Origin of the sequence: Thauera sp. WH-1, from assembly GCF_047806685.1 — a bacterium.
Classification (GTDB): domain Bacteria; phylum Pseudomonadota; class Gammaproteobacteria; order Burkholderiales; family Rhodocyclaceae; genus Thauera.
In genome coordinates this window covers 120,315-138,661 of the sequence record NZ_JBLQGP010000005.1, presented here as the reverse complement: position 1 = coordinate 138,661, position 18,347 = coordinate 120,315, and the positions used below count along the sequence as shown (strand labels likewise).

16 protein-coding genes are annotated in these 18,347 nt (G+C 64.8%); 9 read left to right on the top strand and 7 right to left on the bottom strand.

The features are described from left to right. The first annotated feature begins 6 nt into the window (after positions 1–6). Genes ACMV5O_RS07325 through ACMV5O_RS07295 form a run of 7 tightly spaced genes read left to right on the top strand, consistent with a single transcriptional unit; the run spans position 7 to position 5,995 of the window. Positions 7–576, top strand: a complete 570-nt coding sequence (locus tag ACMV5O_RS07325; protein WP_047335929.1) for a PilL N-terminal domain-containing protein — start codon at positions 7–9, stop codon at positions 574–576. After that, entirely contained in the window at positions 573–1,220 is a 648-nt protein-coding gene (locus tag ACMV5O_RS07320) for a hypothetical protein (RefSeq protein WP_047335930.1), read from the top strand. Before ACMV5O_RS07325 ends, ACMV5O_RS07320 begins: the two co-directional genes overlap by 4 nt. Positions 1,221–1,229: 9 nt before the next feature. Continuing rightward, complete coding sequence (locus ACMV5O_RS07315) at positions 1,230–1,949, top strand: TIGR03759 family integrating conjugative element protein (protein ID WP_023109313.1); 720 nt, start codon at positions 1,230–1,232, stop codon at positions 1,947–1,949. Beyond that, the gene (locus tag ACMV5O_RS07310) at positions 1,934–2,554 is read left to right on the top strand and encodes a lytic transglycosylase (RefSeq protein WP_047335931.1); all 621 of its coding nucleotides are present in this window, start codon (positions 1,934–1,936) and stop codon (positions 2,552–2,554) included. Before ACMV5O_RS07315 ends, ACMV5O_RS07310 begins: the two co-directional genes overlap by 16 nt. Next, positions 2,551–3,084, top strand: coding sequence for an integrating conjugative element protein (locus ACMV5O_RS07305; protein WP_012584748.1), 534 nt, complete (start codon positions 2,551–2,553; stop codon positions 3,082–3,084). Before ACMV5O_RS07310 ends, ACMV5O_RS07305 begins: the two co-directional genes overlap by 4 nt. A gap of 8 nt (positions 3,085–3,092) precedes the next feature. Continuing rightward, positions 3,093–5,249: a type IV conjugative transfer system coupling protein TraD gene (gene traD / locus ACMV5O_RS07300; protein WP_416162867.1), complete on the top strand. Its 2,157-nt coding sequence runs from the start codon at positions 3,093–3,095 to the stop codon at positions 5,247–5,249. Beyond that, complete coding sequence (locus ACMV5O_RS07295) at positions 5,246–5,995, top strand: TIGR03747 family integrating conjugative element membrane protein (RefSeq protein ID WP_011805425.1); 750 nt, start codon at positions 5,246–5,248, stop codon at positions 5,993–5,995. The genes traD and ACMV5O_RS07295 overlap by 4 nt, the downstream gene beginning before the upstream one ends. Positions 5,996–6,049: 54 nt before the next feature. Here the strand turns inward: ACMV5O_RS07295 and ACMV5O_RS07290 are convergent, their stop codons facing one another. The 7 genes from ACMV5O_RS07290 to mads1 are packed head-to-tail and all read right to left on the bottom strand — an operon-like array spanning position 6,050 to position 17,511. Then, positions 6,050–9,571 (bottom strand): DEAD/DEAH box helicase, encoded by a 3,522-nt coding sequence (locus tag ACMV5O_RS07290; protein WP_047335933.1) that lies wholly within the window; start codon positions 9,569–9,571, stop codon positions 6,050–6,052. Continuing rightward, complete coding sequence (locus tag ACMV5O_RS07285) at positions 9,555–10,334, bottom strand: Hachiman antiphage defense system protein HamA (protein ID WP_025513332.1); 780 nt, start codon at positions 10,332–10,334, stop codon at positions 9,555–9,557. Before ACMV5O_RS07285 ends, ACMV5O_RS07290 begins: the two co-directional genes overlap by 17 nt. Positions 10,335–10,345: 11 nt before the next feature. After that, complete coding sequence (locus tag ACMV5O_RS07280; protein WP_162840053.1) at positions 10,346–11,242, bottom strand: restriction endonuclease; 897 nt, start codon at positions 11,240–11,242, stop codon at positions 10,346–10,348. 7 nt (positions 11,243–11,249) lie between these two features. After that, positions 11,250–12,437 (bottom strand): GIY-YIG nuclease family protein, encoded by a 1,188-nt coding sequence (locus tag ACMV5O_RS07275; protein ID WP_047335934.1) that lies wholly within the window; start codon positions 12,435–12,437, stop codon positions 11,250–11,252. Beyond that, entirely contained in the window at positions 12,430–14,484 is a 2,055-nt protein-coding gene (locus ACMV5O_RS07270; protein WP_047335935.1) for a DEAD/DEAH box helicase, read from the bottom strand. Before ACMV5O_RS07270 ends, ACMV5O_RS07275 begins: the two co-directional genes overlap by 8 nt. Next, positions 14,481–17,252, bottom strand: a complete 2,772-nt coding sequence (locus tag ACMV5O_RS07265; protein ID WP_047335936.1) for a class I SAM-dependent DNA methyltransferase — start codon at positions 17,250–17,252, stop codon at positions 14,481–14,483. Before ACMV5O_RS07265 ends, ACMV5O_RS07270 begins: the two co-directional genes overlap by 4 nt. Positions 17,253–17,310: 58 nt before the next feature. Next, positions 17,311–17,511 carry a methylation-associated defense system helix-turn-helix domain-containing protein MAD1 gene (mads1, locus tag ACMV5O_RS07260; RefSeq protein WP_047335937.1) on the bottom strand — a complete coding sequence of 67 codons (201 nt, stop codon included), beginning with the start codon at positions 17,509–17,511 and terminating at the stop codon, positions 17,311–17,313. Between the two features lie 223 nt (positions 17,512–17,734). On the opposite strand from mads1, the gene ACMV5O_RS07255 reads away from it, so the two are divergent. Together ACMV5O_RS07255 and ACMV5O_RS07250 are read left to right on the top strand one after the other, a co-directional pair. Further along, entirely contained in the window at positions 17,735–18,100 is a 366-nt protein-coding gene (locus ACMV5O_RS07255; RefSeq protein ID WP_047335938.1) for an RAQPRD family integrative conjugative element protein, read from the top strand. Further along, the gene (locus tag ACMV5O_RS07250; protein ID WP_010792128.1) at positions 18,097–18,336 is read left to right on the top strand and encodes a TIGR03758 family integrating conjugative element protein; all 240 of its coding nucleotides are present in this window, start codon (positions 18,097–18,099) and stop codon (positions 18,334–18,336) included. Before ACMV5O_RS07255 ends, ACMV5O_RS07250 begins: the two co-directional genes overlap by 4 nt. Positions 18,337–18,347: the final 11 nt, after the last annotated feature.

Sequence of the window (18,347 nt, the reverse complement as noted above, 5' to 3'; positions counted from 1 at the left end):
CCCTCCATGCAACCATCCATCCGCGCTGTTCACCGCCTGGCCCTCGCCGCTGGCTTGCTGGCCGGCAGTCTGTTGGCCGCCGGCTGCGCCACGACCGCCGCACCGTCTGCGCCAGCGGTGCCGGCCGCATCGCCAACCGCCGTCGCGCCGGAGCCGGGTTTCGTTCCGGTGGCCCGCTATGGCCGCTACACCCTGGTCGAGCTGGTGCCGGAGCCCGCGCAGCGTGATCTCTTGCAACAGGCGGTGGAGGTCTCGATTCCGCCCATGCTCGATGCCAGCGTGGGCGACGCCATGCGCCATGTGCTCCTGCGCTCCGGCTACCGGCTCTGCGACGCGGCCGAGGCCGCCACGCTCTACGCGCTGCCGCTGCCCGCCGCACACCTGCACCTGGGTCCGCTGATGCTGCGCGATGCCTTGCTGACCCTTGCCGGCCCTGCCTGGGAGCTGTCGGTCGATGACTTGACCCGCCAGGTCTGCTTCAGCCGGCACGGTGCCCCCGCCTTCCTTTCCGCCAACCCGCCCGGCACCGCCACGCCTGTGCCGGACGCCGACCGGCCCGAGGAGCTGCAGCCATGACCTTTCCCCAAGCGCCATCCGAGCGCAATTCCCGCACGCGCTGGCTCAAGATCGCCGCGGCCTTCTGGCTGCTGCTCATCAGTGCCGTGGCACTCATCAACAGCGTCGGCCTGTCGCGGCTCGCCGAACAGACCCAGAGCAGCGCACAGGATGCGCAGGTCAAGGCGCTGGGCCTGCGCGTGGCCGATCTCGAACACCAGGCCAATGCGGACAAGCGCCGGCCGGTGCCGATCAGCCAGGCCGAATTCGCCACCGCGCGGCAGGCGCTGGACGAACGGATGACGCGCCTCGAAGAGGCCGACGAGGCGAGGGCCATGGCCGTCGACCTGCAGACGCTGCAGGCGCGCGTGAACGGAATCGAGACCCGCCTGGAGAAGACCCGGCAGGTGGCATCCGCCGCTCGCCCGCGCGCTCCGGTTGTGACGAAGCCCAAGGTGCCGGAGCCGCCGTTCCGTGTGCTCGGCGTGGAGCTGCGGGGAGGCGAGCGCTTTCTGTCGATCACCTCCACCGCCGCGGCCTCGCTCGCGGGCGCCCGGCTGCTGCGCGAGGGCGATGCCGAGGGCGGCTGGCAACTGCAGTCCATCGAGGCGCAGGCGGGCGTGTTCCAGGTGAACGGCCAGACGCAGCGCGTTGCGGTGCCGTAGGAGGTCGCCATGAACCTGCGGCCGTTGCTCGCTGCCGTCGTTCTGTTCGCCGCTTTCGGCGCATCCGCCCAGCCGGCCCCGGTGACGAACTCGCGCATGGTGCCCGCCCAGGTGCAGCCGGGCGCCGATGCCGCGCTCGACGAGAGGCAGGCACGGGAATGGGGGCTTCAGCCCGAGGAGTGGGCGCGTTACCGGCAACTGATGCAGGGGCCGCTCGGGGTCTATTCGCCCCAGCTCGATCCGCTCACGGCGCTGGGCATTGAGGCACGTAGCGAGGAGGAGCGCAGGCGCTACGCAGAGTTGCAGGTGCAGGCCGAGGCCCGGCGCGTCGGCAAGACGCTGGCCTACCAGCGCGCCTACGACGCGGCGTGGCAGCGCCTGTTTCCCGGCCAGCCGCGCGTGAGCCTGCCCGGCGCCAAGGCGCAGGGTGCCGGCAACACCGGCTCCGGGCGCCTGGCGGTCTTCGTCAAGGCCGACTGCGCACCGTGCGCGCAGCGCGTGCAGCAGTTGCAGGCGGCCGGTACGGCCTTCGATCTCTACATGGTCGGCAGCCGTCAGGACGACGCGCGCATCCGGCAGTGGGCCACCCAGGCGGGCATCGACCCGGCCCGGGTGCGCGCCCGCGCCATCACGCTCAACCACGATGCGGGGCGCTGGCTGTCGCTCGGCCTGCCCGGCGAGCTGCCGGCCGTGGTGCGCGAGGTGAACGGCCAATGGCAGCGGCAATAGGTACTCCGGGCCGGGAGCGTCGGCCATCCCGCGTCACCATCCGCTGCGCCAGCGCCGTGCTGCTGCTCGCCACCGGCGGCTGGGCGTTGGCCGCCCTGGCGCGGGAAGTCCCGCCGCCGGCCTATCAACTGGCGGCGCATCGTGCAGACGTGCCGGCGGCGGTGCTGTACGCGGTGGCCTTGCAGGAGAGCGGCGCCATGCTGCGCGGGCGCCTGATCCCCTGGCCGTGGACGCTCAACGTCGCCGGCACGCCACAGCGCTATGCCACCCGCGCCGAGGCCTGCGCGGGGCTGCACCGTGCGCTCGCCCACACGCCGGCCAATCGCATCGACGCCGGCCTCGGCCAGGTCAATCTCGGCTACCACACGCATCGCTACACGCAGCCCTGCGAACTGCTGGACCCGTACCGCAACCTCGCCATCGCTGCGGAAATCCTGCGCGAACAGCACACGCCGGGCGAGGACTGGCTGCTTGCCATCGGCCGCTACCACCGGCCCGCCGGCGGGGCACCTGCGGCGCGCTACCGGCGCAGTGTGCATCGGCACCTGACCCGCGTGCTCGACCCCGGCGTTCCCGTTCCAACCCTCCAGGCCACCACGCCATGAACCACATCGTCCTCATCGCCGCCATCGGGCTGCTGTCCACGACCACCGTCTTTGCGCAGACCGCCTCCGCGCCGCTGATCGTCGTCGAAGATCGTGGCGGCGCCTCCGCGCTGCCGTACTACCGGCCGCTGAATCCCCAGCCGGACAAGGCCACGCCGCCGGCCCCGATGCCAGCCCCGCGCGCGGGCAACACGGCCGACGCCGAAGCCGCCATGCTGCCGGTGCGCTCGACGGAACTGTCGCCGGGCGAGGTGCAGCGCCGCGTCATCCGGGCGCCGGGCCTGACGGCGCTGTTCCTGATCGGCGACGACGAGCGGTCGCGCGCCTGGCTGCGGCAGCGGCAGGCGGCGCTGCGCGAGCTGCAGGCCGTGGGCCTGGTGGTCAACGTGGAATCGGCGACGGCACTCGCAGAACTGCGCCGCTTGGCTCCCGGCCTGACCCTCTCGCCGGCCTCCGGCGACGACCTGGCCCAGCGCCTGGGCCTGCGCCACTACCCGGTGCTCATCACGTCCACCGGCGTCGAGCAGTAGGTGCGCCAATGGCACAACCGCATGCGGTCGAGGTTCTGCTGCGGCCAGCGGTGGAGCTTCATACCGTGGCGGTCTGCACCGGCGCCGCGATTCTGTGCCTGGTGGCACCGTGGTCGCTCGCGCTGAATCCGCTGCTCGGCCTGGGCTCGGCGCTGGCCTTCCTGACCTTCGGCGCGATTCGCCTGCGCGATGCCTGGGCGATCCTGCGCTATCGCCGCAACATCCGCCGCCTGCCGCGCTACGTGATGACCAGCCGCGACGTGCCGGTGAGTCAGCAACGGCTGTTCGTCGGCCGGGGCTTTCGCTGGGAGCAGCGGCACACGCACCGGCTGATGCAGACCTACCGGCCGGAGTTCCGCCGCTATGTCGAGCCGACGGCGATCTACCGGGCCGCCCGGCGGCTGGAGGAGCGGCTTGAGTTCGCGCCGTTTCCCGTCTCGACGCTGGCGCGCGCGCTGGCCTGGGACAGCCCGCTCAACCCGGCGCGGCCGCTGCCGCCGCTCGGCGGAATGCCGCGCCTGCATGGCATCGAGCCGCACGAGGTCGACGTCACCCTGCCGCTGGGCGAGCGCGTCGGCCACACCCTGGTGCTGGGCACCACGCGCGTGGGCAAGACGCGGCTGGCCGAGCTGTTCATCACCCAGGACATCCGCCGCAAGGTCCGCGGCGAGCACGAGGTGGTGATCGTCTTCGACCCCAAGGGCGATGCGGACCTGTTGAAGCGCATGTACGTCGAGGCCAAGCGCGCCGGGCGCGAAGGCGAGTTCTACGTCTTCCATCTGGGCTGGCCGGACATCTCGGCGCGCTACAACGCGGTGGGCCGGTTCGGGCGGATCTCCGAGGTGGCCACGCGCATCGCCGGACAGCTCTCGGGCGAAGGCAACAGCGCCGCCTTCCGCGAATTCGCCTGGCGCTTCGTCAACATCATCGCCCGCGCCCTCGTCGAGCTGGGGCAGCGGCCGGACTACCTGCTGATCCAGCGCCACGTCATCAACATCGACGCGCTGTTCATCGAGTACGCCCAGCACTACTTCGCCAAGAACGAGCCGAAGGCCTGGGAGGTCATCGTCCAGCTCGAAGCCAAGCTGAACGACAAGAACATCCCGCGCAACATGATCGGGCGCGAGAAGCGCGTGGTGGCCCTCGAACAGTACCTGTCCCAGGTGCGCATCTATGACCCGGTGCTCGACGGCTTGCGCAGCGCCGTGCGCTACGACCGGACGTACTTCGACAAGATCGTCGCTTCGCTGCTGCCGCTGCTGGAGAAGCTCACCACCGGCAAGATCGCGCAACTGCTCGCACCGAACTATTCCGACCTGTCCGACCCGCGGCCGATCTTCGACTGGATGCAGGTCATCCGCAAACGCGCGGTGGTCTACGTGGGGCTGGATGCGCTGTCCGACGCCGAAGTCGCGGCGGCGGTGGGCAACTCGATGTTCAGCGACCTGGTCTCGGTCGCCGGTCACATCTACAAGTTCGGCATCGATGACGGGCTGCCCGGCGCCGCGGTGAGCGCCAAGATTCCGATCAACGTCCACGCCGACGAATTCAATGAACTCATGGGCGACGAGTTCATTCCGATGGTCAACAAGGGCGGCGGTGCCGGCGTGCAGGTGACGGCCTACACGCAGACCTTGAGCGACATCGAGGCGCGCATCGGCAACCGTGCCAAGGCCGGCCAGGTGGTCGGCAACTTCAACAACCTGTTCATGCTGCGCGTGCGCGAGACCGCCACCGCCGAACTGCTGACGCGACAACTGCCCAAGGTCGAGGTGTACGCCACGGCACTGATGAGCGGCGCCACCGACAGCTCCGACCCGCACGGCAATACCGCGTTCACGTCCAACACGCAGGACCGCATCAGCACGACCAGCGTGCCGTTGATCGAGCCCGCGCATGTGGTGGCGCTACCGAAGGGGCAGTGCTTCGCGCTGATCGAGGGCGGCAACCTCTGGAAAGTCCGCATGCCGCTGCCGGCACCCGACCCCGACGAAGCCATGCCGAAGGATCTGCAGGAGCTGGCCGGCTACATGCGGCAGCACTACGTCGAGGCAGGAGACTGGTGGGAGAACCAAGGCATCCCCGGCCTGCAGGACAAGGCGCTGCCCGACGACCTGCTGGACGACTTCAAGCGGATGGCCGCCGCTGAAGAGGCCGAAGCATGAGCGATCCGGCCGTCGCTGCCCAGCGCCAGCAGCAACGACAGCAGGGGCTGATCGCCGGCCTGGTCACGCTGCCGTTCCGCTTCTTCGGCGTGCTGTGCGGCGCGCTGCTGCTGTGCATCCTGATCGAATGCGTCGGCATGCACTTCTTCTGGCCCGAGCAGGGCTGGCGCCACGCGCAGGGCATGCTGCACTACGAGCTGGATCAGCTCTCCACGCATTTCACGCGCAGCGCGCTGGTGCAGGAGCCGGGGCGCACCGCGCACCGGCTGGTCGAACTGGGCTACGACTGGCTGTTCGTGAAGAGCGGTCTGCTGGACTGGATACGCGACGCCTCGGCGCAGGCCGGCGCCGGCAGCCATCGCCCGACCAAGGATTTCCGCTACTACATCGGCTTGGTCTACGTGAACGTGGAGAGCTACCTGATCGCGGCGGCCTACACGACGCTGGTCTTTCTCGTGCGGCTGCTGGTGCTGTGCCTGACCCTGCCACTGTTCCTGATGACCGCCTTCGTCGGACTGGTGGACGGCCTGGTGCGCCGGGACATCCGCCGCTTCGGCGCGGGACGCGAATCGGGGTTCATCTATCACCGCGCCAGGGCCAGCTTGATCCCGCTGGCCGTGCTGCCGTGGGTGACTTACCTGGCACTGCCGGTCAGCGTGAACCCGCTGCTGATCCTGCTGCCCAGCGCCGCACTGCTCGGCGTGGCGGTGTGCATTGCGGCGGCGACGTTCAAGAAGTATCTGTAAGTTCAGCACACTCGCATGCGCCGAAGTATGTAGGTGGCTTCGTCATCTGCGGTTCTAACCCTCCCACAGGTCATCGGGGCCGAGATAACTCAGATCGAGCTGGCCGTTATTCAGAGCGACAGTCGCTCGCACAAGACCGCGCCGATTTGGGTTGAGCGGGTGCTGTAGCAGACCGATCGCGTGCCCGTCGGGCGCCAGCACCAGCGGCTGTCCGTTCCTATGAAAGAGGCTGACTGGTGTTCCGGGAGGCGCGGGTGCGGCGAACCACTGGACGTTTCCAAGATAATCCCGTCGCGCCCAGGTCCGATTGTCTGACGGGGCGAACTCCTGGATGAACTCGAGCCATATGGCCCGCGTCTCGGCCGTTGGCCAGTTGGGTTGCGCCGACCAGACCGCGAGGCCGGGTGAGCGCAACCACGCGCGCAATTCCGCGCCAGTCGTGAAGGTGGCGGCCGTGTCGGTGACGGCTTTTATGGCCGCCAGCCGGGAATTGAAACCCGCCTGGATCAGAATCGAGGCGGAGCGGTTCATCGTCCCCGTTTCGACAGCCGGCACAGCCAGGCCGAGCTCATAGTCGTCCAACGCCAGTGCGAGCGTGCCGACGACATCGCCATTGGCGGCGGCACGGACGCGTAAGGCCTCCATGGCCCAAGGCAGGCGATAAACCAGGCCACCCTCAATAAACTGCAATGCCTCGGCTTCCTGTCCGGCGACGATCGCTGCCAACGGCTGCCCGAGCAGCCAGCATCTGAGGATGTCGCGCCAATTCGCCGGGAATGGATCCGGCTCAAACGGGTAGAAGGCGAACACGCGTTCGGCGATGCCGGTGATCGCAGCGATTGCCGCCTCATGGTCCGATGCTGCGAGGGCTGCGTTGGCCTGTACGAGAAGGTCGTTTGCCGCAGCCGCAATTGCGTCCAGCGCATGTCCAGCTTCGAGGCCGAGCCCGGCCAGAAAGTAGCCGCGTCGTGTAGCGGCAGTCGAATTCGCCCAGATATACCGGCTCCGCGTGAGCAGCGTGGCGCGATAGGCGGCGCGTGATGCGTCGTCGACGTGAAGCAGGCGACGCTGCCAGAGCGAAGATTGAAGGATGTTGTCGAGCGCGGCCTCGATCTGATCATCCTGCACGTCGGCCTCGCCTATGAGGCTGAGAATGGCGGTGTCGAGCGTCGCCATATGACGCTCCCACTCCTTCAGCGCCCGCTCGCGCTTGTCGGCCTTCTCGCCGGCGACCTCGGGGAAGGTCCATGCCGCGGCGTTGTTGACGACGTAGTCCATTAGCTGATCGAGATTGCCGCCAAGCCGTGCATGCATGCGCATGAGAAGCGAGAGGATGAGCTGAATGAGCCCGCTCTCCATCTCGCGGGCGCCAAGATCCTCGATCAACTCGACCCATTCATTATGCTTCTTGTTCCGCGAATCCTGGAAAATGGGAAAGAGGACTAGCCCTTCAACATCGACATAGGCGCGGCCGGCGCGCCCGATGACATTCTTGAATTCAGAGACCTTGATCTTCTCGCCGTGGCGATAGAGCGAATGCATAACGACCGCCGTGGCCGACAGGTTGAGGCCCTGAGCCAGCGTCGGCGATGAGATCGTTACCTTGAGCACGCTGTCGCGCAGCAGTCGCTCGACTTCTTTGCGATAGGCGGTCGGCAAGGCCCCATGGTGAAGCGCCACGCCAAGCCGCAGACATTTGAGGATGTCGCTGTCCGGGCCAAGCCATTCTTCGCCGAGCGCGATAGCGGTTTGGAGTGTGGCGGGGTCAACCGTTAGCAGGGACGCGAGCGCGCCGCGCGAGTGCAAGTCGACGACAACCTTGGCGAACGGCTCGACGCTTCGGCGCTCGGGGCAGTAGATCAGCACCGTCTGGCCATCGCTGACGAGCCGCCACGCCGTTGCAAGGCTCAATTCCTGTTGGCTGTCCGGAAAGAGCCGAGTGCGTAATTTCTTCGGCGGTACGAACAGCGGCGGCGCCGCGCCGGTAAGGAAGCGAGGCACGAAGGGTCTTTCATCGCCGACGCGAAGATTGAGACGCGCCGTTGGCGAGTTCCAGGTTACCTCGCCAAACCGCAGGCGCGTCGGTCGCCAGTCGTTCTTGATCGGGCCTCCGGGCTGGTCTCGACGCAGCCATGCCGAGAAGTCCTCGAGTTGATCTCCGTCAGGAAGGATCGCCGACAGGCAAACGATCCGGCGGTGACCGGCGTCTTGGCGGCGCAGGAGGCGCTGAATCTGAACCTCGTACCGAACCTCGCGTTCCCCAGGTCCGATCATGTGGCCTTCGTCGAACACGAGCAAGCCGACGTCGTCGAGGAGCGACGGATCGTTCCTCAACGCGAAGTCAAGTTTCTCAGGGGTCGCGACGACGATGTCACGCTCGCGGATAGCGTCCTCATCGAAGCCGGATACGCCAATGCTGCCGTAGAGCGCGGAGATGGTCTTGCCGAGTGGACCGAAGGTGCGCTGGAGCGTGGTTTCCGTCTGCGCCGACAGGGCGCGAAGCGGTGTCACGAACATAACTCGCTGGCCACCAGCCAAGCACCGCAGAATTGACAATTCGGCAATCCGGGTCTTGCCGGCGCTGGTCGGCAGCGAGACGACGAGATTGTCGGTCTGATCGACGGCGCGCGACGCCGCCTCGGTCTGCGAAGGCCACAGGTCGACCTCGGCCCTCGGGCGGCGAGCGAGCAGGGCGATGAAGAGCTCGCGAAGGCCGGGCCATGACGCCGCGGCGCCACCGGCGGGGAGTAGCGGGACCTTCTCGTGGAAGGTGTTCGACCAGAGGTCGGAGAGCAGATGGATGGCGACCCGATGCACCCACCATTGCGGCAGAAGGTTCAATTCCGCGCAGATGTCGAGGTTTTCCCGAAGCTGCGCGATCGCCCGGTCGACTAGGGCTCTCTCGCCGCGATCCAGCGCGAGCAGGAATGTCGCGAATGCGCCGAAGAAGGCATCGGTCAGGGCGAGATCGAGGCCCTCGAAGAGGAAGTCCTGACCATCGCGCTCCGGCGCGTCGGCGGCGACAGGCTCCACAAGTCGTTGTTGGAATAGCGCCGCAATGGTCGCGTCCGATCCTCGACCATCCAGGCGGAAGGCGTACACGCGTGCGCGCAGCTCGTTGACGTCTCGGCGCATCAACAGCGCGAGCGCCTGTTCGATCGGGGAGAAATTCTCCTCGGCGGCCACGATCGCAAGGAGGGAATAGGCTCGGGCAGACAGGTGTGCGAGGTGATAGCTGGCCGCCGCCATGACGAAATGGAAATCGCGGTCTGCTTCGTCGCGGTTGCCCTTGGCCATAACCGCTTCGAGGGCGGTCGCCGCCTGTTCGAATGCGATCCGTGCCTGGTTCGGGTCGCCATCGAGTTCGAGGAGGCGCAGCCCCAGCCCAAGCAAGCCATAGGCGTAACTGTGGAGATCGAAGCTGAGCTGCGGCGAGAAGGCGGGCGCGCCAGGGGGCAGAACACCGTCACGCCAGATCATGGCGCGCGCCTGGCCTCGCGCGATGAGCCTGCCGCGAAAGCCTGCCGTCGCCGCGTCCGTGATGGCGGCTGTGATCGCGTCAGGGGTGGTTGGCATCGGCTATGACCCGATCGTAGACGGCCCCAACAAAGGCGGCATGGCCGTCGACGTGCAGGCCGACACCCAATTGTTCGAATGAACCAGGATAGGCCTGCAGCGCCTGTGTCAGCAGCGCTTGCGGGGAGTTCCCGGAGAAGGTGAAGAGGAGATGTTTCACGCTCTCGGGCGGGATACCGTGCCGATAGAGCGCCTCGTCGATGGCGTCGACGAGCGGCGCGTCGGTGCCCAGCTCCATCAGCCTGGCTGAGATAAAGGACAATGCATGCGACGAGGGAAGGCCGCCATCCTTATCCAGGCCGGTCCGCGCCTCCTCCAGCGTTTGGGCGCGCAGGTCGATGCGGCTCTTGGCTTCTGTCTTCAGGAAGCGGAGGCGCTGTGTTGCCGGGTCGAGAAGCATGCCGATGACGTCGTCGCCGCGCATCGCCATGTTGCGGTGATCCTTCCAGCGCAGCCGTTTGATGGGGGCGCGATAGCCGCTGTGCGCGTCGATCCATTCCGTAGCGTAGATCTCGCCGAGATCGCCCGATCGGATCTGCGGCGTTTGCGGGAGAAGATTGGTGATCATCTGCGCGGCAGCGACCTTGCCCAGCCTCGCAAGCGCTGCGGCGATGCGTTCCTCGGCGGCGTAGTGGGCGGGGACGGCCGTGGCCGTCACCTGGATGCCGGTCGCAGCGTCCGCCGGCCGGCCCGTCATGACCCGAACGTGATGATTTCCCAGGGGCGTGTCCGCGGAGTCGCACCAATCGTTGAACTGCACCATGCGCCTCCTCCTCAGCTCGGGAAGAGGTCGCGAACGCGAAGAAAGGGCGTGCCGGTTTCGGCCGCCCTGCGCACCTTCCGTTCAAGAACTTGGTTGAGCGGTATCTCGCGATCGAGCAGATCATAGAGATCGAGACCGTCCATACAGATGACGCGCTTGCCTCGGCCAAAGGCGACGAGGCCGTCATCGGAGAAGCCGCTGTTGCTCACGAACAGGCCTCGCGTCCAGGCGGCCTTCTGTTCAATCTTGCCGTGGAACGTGTGCAAATCGGCGACGCCAATTGGCTGACCATGCCATTTGGCTTCCAGCAGATAGGTCTCGCTGCCGAGCTGGAAGCTGCCGTCGATTTGCTCACCGCAAAGGCGGAACGGTTCCTGGGCGGCCAAACCGAATGCGTCGAACAGGCCCTTGAGGAATCCCTCGAAGGCAAAGCCGCGTGCCTGTGCGCTGAGCGAGGAGACCCTCAGCAGCTCGGCTTTTATGGTGGCGATCTTCTGACGATCGACAACGGGTTGGAGCTGGGTTGGCTTCGGAGCCGCACCGCTGGAGAGACGATTGATCAAGCCTTGATAGCGCGACTGCGCATCGATTACCGGGTCCTTGCCGCCGCTGCGGGCAAGATAGTCGGAGCGGTACTCCCAGAGGGCCGTAAGCGCGCTAACGGCAGTGGCATCGTCGCAGTTTTGCAGGAAATAGCGCAGCCGTTTCCCCTTGGAGCCGCCGTTCGCCGCGTATTTGGGATCGTCAATATTGACCTTCAGCTCCAAGGCGAAAAAATCCGCGAAGCTCGTGTCGGAAAAGTCGAGCACGAACCCAGGACCACGAACGAAGTCAACGAGGTCATCTACAAAGCGCAGGTCGATGGATCGTATTGAGCTAATAAACTGTCCTCCCCCACGGACGATCATTGGTCTACTACTCCGCCTTCACCAGCTTCGCAGCCTTGGGATCGTAGATGTACCCGGTGATGCTGCCATCCTTGATGCGCGCCACGGCCTCGTCGATCACGAACAGCGGAACGAGAAACCATTCCTCAGGCTGCACAGGGTGACCGAAGCGGTCGTTGATGGTGATGTTCAACCGCGCGGGCGCGAACAGCCTGTGGAACAGGTTCTCCATCCGGGTGCGATTGATGCCCGCGAGCTTGTAGGTCGCTACCACTTCGACCTTCGCCAGCAGGTAGGTGGAGTCGTGTTCGGCGTTGGCAATGCGCGTCTCCACCCTGCCCCCGGTCACGCCCATCTTGTGGATGATGTCGCGGTGCTGCGCGACATAGGGATGATCGGAGAGGGAGCGCAGGACGTAGATCGTGCCGCTTTCGACATCATCGGCCTCAAGCTCGCCGCCGAAAGAGAGTTGCCCGCTCTCGGGCGAGGCCAGCCGCCGCGCGGCGGGGTCGTTGTAAAACGCTCGCTGGAGCGAGCGCAGCAGCAGATTGCTTTCGGTGCCGTTGGAGAAGATGAGGCGCAGGCGGCGGTCCACTTCCCCAGCGGTGGTTTTCAACGGCTCGCCGACCTCGGCGACGTAGAGAGTAATGCCATCGAGAACGAAAAAGTCCCCGACTTCAATCGCACGGCGGCCCGCTTCGATGGGCTGGGACTGGCGCATACCGGTTTTGACTTCCGCTTGCACGCGCTCGAACAAGGGCCGGAAGGTCTCGAAGTCCTCGCAGGGCTTGCGATCCGCGATCTCCTCGGCGGCGCGCTTTTCGGCGCTGGTACGGACATGGCGCAAGACCGTGATGTCGTCCGCGCCGGCAACATCCGCCAGTTCGGCAGCCAGGTCGTCGATGTCGATAGTTTCGTCCGCCGAAGCGGCAACGGTCGGTGCCCCAGCAAGCAAGCCCTGATGGTCTAGCGGCTCAAGCAAGGCGCGGCAATCCGGGAGCGCGCGTAGACGGTCGAGCCGCACGGCATATAGGCGCTCGAATATGTCGCGGGCTTCGCCATGCTGCGGCGCACGCCCGTGCTGCTCTGTGAAGCGTTGGATTTCCTCGAAGCCAGCAATGACACGCTCCTCGCTGGCTGGGCGGCCATTTTTCTTCGCAGCCGGAGCGAACTCGGCCAGCTCTGCCGCCAGGTCGTCAAGATCGGAGTTACTCATAGCGTCCCTCCGCCCTGAAACGCATGAAGGCGGCCGCGCCTTCGGCCATGCGTCGCTCCCAGGCATCCTGGGAATCGAGCGCCGGAATGCGGCCGCGCTCCTTCTTGAACTGGACGGCGCGAACGGCCATCTCCCTCGCCTCGTCCGGCGTCAGGCTCGTGCGCTTGGCCGAGATGGCCGCCGCGACCTGCTTCAAGCTGTCCTCGCTCATGGTCTTGGCGAGGATGGCGTAGGCTTCGCCAAAGGGGTTGATGCGGTCGATGAGGTCAATGTCCAGCTCGCGCACGTCCATCGCGAAGCGGCGCACGCCGTCGATCAGGGCGGTGTTGGGCGACCCGTCGCTCTCGCCTTCGGTGACAAGCCGCTTGGCCTGCTGCGTGAGGTTGAGGGCGGCGATAGCGTGCTGGCGTACAGCCTCCTGATCTTCAGCGTCAAGCTCGGGATATTTGTCCTTGATGATCTTGCCCATGCGAACCTGCGTCAGCTCCTCGGGAACCAGTTCTTCGTCAAACAAGCCACGCTCGATGGTGGGCTTGTCCTGCACGAAAGCCGCGATCACTTCGTTCAAGTCTTCCTGGCAGATGCGCGCTGCCTCTTTGCTCTTGGGCTCGGCGAGGCCCTTGATCTCGATCTGGTAGGCCCCTGTCTGCTCATTGACGCCGACATTGCAGCGGTCCGGGTCGTAGCCACCCTCGCCGTAGTTAAAACCCGGTGCTGGGCCACTATCGGGGTTCTTGGGCTTGAACTCGAAGCGCGGAGCAAGAACCTGCTCCATCAGCAGGCTTGCCGCGATGGCCTTCAACGTATCGTTGACGGCCTCGGTGACAGCTTCCTCGGCTGCATCCGGCTCGGCGATCAGGTTGGTGAACCTCGCGCGGGTCTTGCCGGGCGCGTCGCGGGTAGCTCGGCCGATGATCTGCACGATCTCGGTCAGGCTGGCGCGGTAGCCCACGGTCAGCGCATGTTCGCACCAAATCCAATCGAAGCCTTCCTTCGCCATGCCCAGCGCGATGATGATGTCCACATGGTCGCGGTTGTTCTTCTGCGCCGGGTCTTTGAGCGCGGCGGACACGCGGTCGCGCTTGGCAGCATCGTCATCGACGAGATCGGCGATCCGCAGCACGCGGCCATCGGGGCGCTTGACACGCTGGAAGCCGGTCGCAGGGTCGATACCTTGCCACTCCCCCAACGCCTCGATGATGTGCTCCACCTCGCGCATCTTGTCCTTCGTGCTTTCACGCGAATTGACGTTGGGGATGTGGATGATGGTCTTCTCGGCGGGATCGAGGACATTGAGGATGTCATCGACGTAAGGCCCGCTGTAGAAGAAGTAGCCGATGTCGAGTTGCTTGAGGTACTCGTAGCCGTTGAGCTGCTCGTAGTAGGTGTAGGTGACGGTATCGAACTTCGACTCATCCTGCGGTGCGAGCACGGCCTCGGCGTCGCCACGGAAGTAGGAGCCGGTCATGGCGACGATGTGCGTCTTGCCCCGCGCGAAGAACTGCCCCAGGTGCAAGCCGAGTTTGTTGTCCGGGTTCGCTGAAACGTGGTGAAACTCATCGACCGCGATCAGGCGGTCGTCGAACGCCTCTACGCCGTAGGCATCGACCGCGAAGCGGAAGGTCGCATGGGTACAGACCAGCACCTTGTCGTCGCCTTCGAGGAATGCGCCAAGCGACTTGACCTTGCCGCCGTTGTCGTTGCCTGGCGCGTTGCACAGGTTCCACTTGGGTTCGACCTGCCAGTCGGACCAGAAGCCGTACTTCGACAGCGGCTCGTCGTTGAAGCTGGCACCGATGGACTTCTCCGGCACAACGATGATGGCCTGCTTCAAGCCCTGGTTCTTGAGCTTGTCGAGTGCCACGAACATCAGCGCACGGCTCTTGCCCGATGCGGGCGGCGACTTGATAAGCAGGTATTGCTCGCCCCGCTTCTCGTAGGCCCTCTCCTGCATGGGCCGCATTCCAAGAGCATTGGCCTTGGTCGATGCGCCGTTTCGGGCGTAGGTGACGGAAACGGACGGTACGGACTTGATCTTGTCGCTCATGCGTTGGCTCCCGCTTTGCGCTTCTTGCCCTTGGCCGGTGCAGCCGAAGCGGTCATTTTGGTATAGAGGTCAAACAGCTTTTCCAGCCGCTCAGTGTCGTTCTTGAAGCGCCGACCGATGTAGATGCGCTCCAGCACTTCGTCGTTGCGCTCATGGGCGGCACGCAGGTCAGCGGGCATGTTCTCGGGGTCGTACAGGTCCGCGATGGTCGCGGGGAAGTGATGCTCCCGCGCCAGCAGGATGTCCTCCGCGCAGCGCGTGAGATCGGCCTTGTTTTTCTCGGTCAGTGTCGGCACTGGGAATGTGTGCCAGCCGAGAGTGTTTGAATAAGAAAAGTCCATTCTCATGCGGACGCATACAGTAGCAATCCAGACCAAATGCATACGGCTAGCCACGATACCGAGCAACCACGTTTCAGGCCTGTAGATCACCGCAGCCCGATCAGAAATTACTGTCGCATCATCGACAATCCCTACAGGCAGGTACGGGCGGCGTTCGGAAGAAACGCGAGGAACAATCAGCGCGCTCCCAGATCGATGAGGCGCGAAGACAAACCGATGGGGCGTGTCTGCATTCGCGTTCGCCTGCTGCCCCTTACTTTCGGCTCTGAGCTTTCGTACGTTCTCAAACCGCTCACAAATTTCGGGCACTAAGCGTGCGTCATTAACTTCCTCATCTTCAACCCACAGGCAGAAGCGTGGCACGCCATTGATGAACTCAGTGGAGCCGACATACGCTCTTATAAACCGAGCAGCTTCGGGGCGTGCCGCAACAAGGCCCTCCTTCGTGGCCCTGTCCAATATCAGGTTACCGCCATCTGTAGGCTTGTTTCCGTAGTCCATCCGAGGCAAGCCATTTAAGGGTCTAGGAGCCTTTTCAACGATGATGTTTCCGACTGGAATCAGGTAAGGTCCGATGCTGTCTACGACGCGCTTTTCATCACCCTCAAAAAGAGTTTTCTTGCTCGAACGCGCGGATGCGATGCCAACAATAACTACAGTCACGCCCGCGTTTGCGGCCGCCAGATTGCTCCAGTGAAAGGGTCGGTAAGCGAAGGATATTTCCAGGCCTTGACCAAAGATCAGAGGCCATAGCATGGCGACTTGCTCGCCTTGACAAATCGACTTAGTGGCGACAAACGCACAGCAACAATCGGGTACGGCGTGAAGATAATCTGCAGCCTTCAAGTACCAAGCGGCGACATAGTCCAAGTCCTTGAAACTAGGCGCGCGACCAGAGAATAAGGCCGCCAAGTCGTCTTGCTGCTCCTTGTCTCTCCATCGACTGCCGAGATAGGGGGGATTGCCACAGATATACGTCTCGCCCCCCTCGTTCTCGAAGTCGATCTCGGCTTGATCTAGCGGCGTGCGAAAAAGATCATCGGCCTGCACCTTCACTCCGGTACCAGCTGGCGGGCAAATGCTCAGCCAGTCCAGCCGCAGCGCGTTGCCGCAGGTGATCCAGTTCTCATTGCGCAGTGGCAGAAACTCGGCCAGGGCCAGCTTCTGGCCCCGATACAGCACATCGCACTGATACTCAGCAATGACCAGCGCAAGGCGGGCGATTTCCGCCGGGAAATCGCGTAGCTCGATCCCGCGAAAGTTGGTGACCGGGATTTCTGATGCACGATCCGGCTCGCCGCGCCGCCGGTTGATCTCGGCCTCGATGGCGCGCATTTCCTTGTAAGCGATGACCAGGAAGTTGCCCGAACCGCAGGCCGGGTCGAAGACCCTGATCTTGGCAATGCGTTTGCGCAGGTTGAGCAACATGCGGGCGTTATCATCCGCTTCCTCCAGCTTCTCCCGCAGGTCGTCGAGGAACAGCGGATTGAGGACTTTGAGGATGTTGGGGACACTGGTGTAGTGCATCCCCAGCTCGCCGCGCTCCTCGTCTTCGGCGACGGCCTGGATCATCGAACCGAAGATGTCGGGGTTGATCTTGGTCCAGTCCAACCCTCCGACGTGCAGCAGGTAGGACCGGGCGATCTTGCTGAACCGCGGCACCTCGTCGCCGCCGGAGAACAACTGCCCGTTGACGTAAGGGAAGTCTTCGGCCCACCGGGGAATCTTGGCTGCTGCCCGGTCGTCGCGCTTGGTGTTCATGGCGCGGAACAACGTGGCGAGAACCTCGTGCGTGTTCGATGAGTCCCTGGCGCTCATCTGCGCGACGGTTTCGGTGAAGCGGCCCTTGCCGACGAAGATGTCGGTGTCCTCGGCGAAGAAGCAGAAGATCAGCCGCGCCATGAACTTGTTCATGTCGTGGCGACGCTCCGCCGTGCCCCATTCCGAGTTGTCCTTCAGCAGTTCGACGTACAGGCGATTCAGGCGGCTGGTGGCCCGGATGTCGAAGGCGTTCTCGCTGATCTGGCGGACGGTGCTGATGCCCGCCAGCGGCAGGAAGAAGCCGAAGTGGTCCGGGAAGTCCTTGAAGGCGCAGGCAACGGTCTCTCCGCTGGTCAGGTCTTCGGCCTCGAAGTCCGTGCCGTCGGTGGCGAGGATGAACTTCGCCTTGGCCTTGGCCGTCGCCGGGCTGGCCTTGAGGGCGGCCAGCGTCTGCGTGACCCGCCCTGCGTCGCAGGTCAGGATGTGGATGTTGTTGGTTTGGAGAACACCGCCGAGGTCAGACTTGTTCGACGCCCCCGCGCGCAGGCGCTTGATGGTCGTCGCCTTGTTGCCGAAGGCTTCAAGGAAGGCGTAGGGGAACTCTGCACGGTCGAAAGGGCGCTCCGCGAGATCGGTGATGGCTTGTTCGATTTCTACGGCGTTCATGGGCGGGTAGCCCTCCCTCTGAGCGAGGCCGCCTGGCTGTTGCTGTTGTGCGGGGTGCTCATGTCTTGTCCTGCGTTTTCTCGGCTATCTGCGTGGCAATCCAGCGATCCAACTCGCTGCGACGAAACCGCCAGGTCCCTCCGAGCTTGAAGGCTGGAATCTCGCCCTTCTGAGCTAAGCGATAGACCGTCCGTTTGCCGGCTTTGAGGTAGGCCGCGACTTCCTCCAGCGTGAGGATCTCGCTTTCGACTTCACTCATCTGAAAACCATCTGGTTTGGTCTTTCGTGACTTTGGATTGCCAAGTTTGCCCAATTCTACCAAAGGGTGGTAGGCGCTAGCCAACAAGAAATCCACCAGGCATTGCGCGAATGTTGGCCAGCGCGACCAACAAATCCGGTCATGCCGTAGTTCCCATTTCCTGCGGCGCAAAGCGAGAGCGCGCCACAGCATCTGGCCATCCGCTTCAACGGGGAATGGCACGATGGGACAGACCAACCGCCGCACATCCGCATGGCCTGCGCTTGCCGTGGTGTTGGCTGTGTCGTTCTCGGCGCTGCAGCCTGCCGTCGCCGCCGACAGCCTCGCCATGGAGCGTGAGCAGCTCGCCGCGCTCGCCCGCCAACTCGACCTGATCGACCGCCTCGCCGAGCACGCCGCCCATACCGCTCCGCAGGAACGCGCCCGCTACCACTTCGACTACGCCCGACTGCGCGCCGACCTGAAGCGCGTTCGCGCCGGCTTGCAGGACTACCTCGTGCCCCAGCGCGCCCAGCCGCGCGATCCCGTCCCGCTGGCCGGCGATTACGTCCACCGCGACCGCGCCGACGACGAGGAGCCGTCGCCATGACGCCCTCTGCCGATCAGGTCGCCGCCTTCCAGGCCAACGGCGGCTTTGCGCCTTCGGCCGTCTCTGCCGTGGTGCTGGGCTTCGTGTTCGCCGTGTTGCTGCTGTGGGGCGTGTGGGCCATGCGCACCGCCTACGTCGGCTGGGCCGAGCACCGCATCACTGAACGTCAGTTCCTCGCCGTCGTCGTGCGCTTCGTGGCGATGTACCTGGTGCTGACCTTCTTCCTCCTCTCCTGACCGTCACGAAA

Bases quoted from the DNA above. Each gene is read 5' to 3' on its own strand.
- ACMV5O_RS07325 (WP_047335929.1), top strand. From the start codon at position 7: ATGCAACCATCCATCCGCGCTGTTCACCGCCTGGCCCTCGCCGCTGGC.
- ACMV5O_RS07320 (WP_047335930.1), top strand. From the start codon at position 573: ATGACCTTTCCCCAAGCGCCATCCGAGCGCAATTCCCGCACGCGCTGG.
- ACMV5O_RS07315 (WP_023109313.1), top strand. From the start codon at position 1,230: ATGAACCTGCGGCCGTTGCTCGCTGCCGTCGTTCTGTTCGCCGCTTTC.
- ACMV5O_RS07310 (WP_047335931.1), top strand. From the start codon at position 1,934: ATGGCAGCGGCAATAGGTACTCCGGGCCGGGAGCGTCGGCCATCCCGC.
- ACMV5O_RS07305 (WP_012584748.1), top strand. From the start codon at position 2,551: ATGAACCACATCGTCCTCATCGCCGCCATCGGGCTGCTGTCCACGACC.
- traD (WP_416162867.1), top strand. From the start codon at position 3,093: ATGGCACAACCGCATGCGGTCGAGGTTCTGCTGCGGCCAGCGGTGGAG.
- ACMV5O_RS07295 (WP_011805425.1), top strand. From the start codon at position 5,246: ATGAGCGATCCGGCCGTCGCTGCCCAGCGCCAGCAGCAACGACAGCAG.
- ACMV5O_RS07290 (WP_047335933.1), bottom strand. From the start codon at position 9,571: ATGCCAACCACCCCTGACGCGATCACAGCCGCCATCACGGACGCGGCG.
- ACMV5O_RS07285 (WP_025513332.1), bottom strand. From the start codon at position 10,334: ATGGTGCAGTTCAACGATTGGTGCGACTCCGCGGACACGCCCCTGGGA.
- ACMV5O_RS07280 (WP_162840053.1), bottom strand. From the start codon at position 11,242: ATGATCGTCCGTGGGGGAGGACAGTTTATTAGCTCAATACGATCCATC.
- ACMV5O_RS07275 (WP_047335934.1), bottom strand. From the start codon at position 12,437: ATGAGTAACTCCGATCTTGACGACCTGGCGGCAGAGCTGGCCGAGTTC.
- ACMV5O_RS07270 (WP_047335935.1), bottom strand. From the start codon at position 14,484: ATGAGCGACAAGATCAAGTCCGTACCGTCCGTTTCCGTCACCTACGCC.
- ACMV5O_RS07265 (WP_047335936.1), bottom strand. From the start codon at position 17,252: ATGAACGCCGTAGAAATCGAACAAGCCATCACCGATCTCGCGGAGCGC.
- mads1 (WP_047335937.1), bottom strand. From the start codon at position 17,511: ATGAGTGAAGTCGAAAGCGAGATCCTCACGCTGGAGGAAGTCGCGGCC.
- ACMV5O_RS07255 (WP_047335938.1), top strand. From the start codon at position 17,735: ATGGGACAGACCAACCGCCGCACATCCGCATGGCCTGCGCTTGCCGTG.
- ACMV5O_RS07250 (WP_010792128.1), top strand. From the start codon at position 18,097: ATGACGCCCTCTGCCGATCAGGTCGCCGCCTTCCAGGCCAACGGCGGC.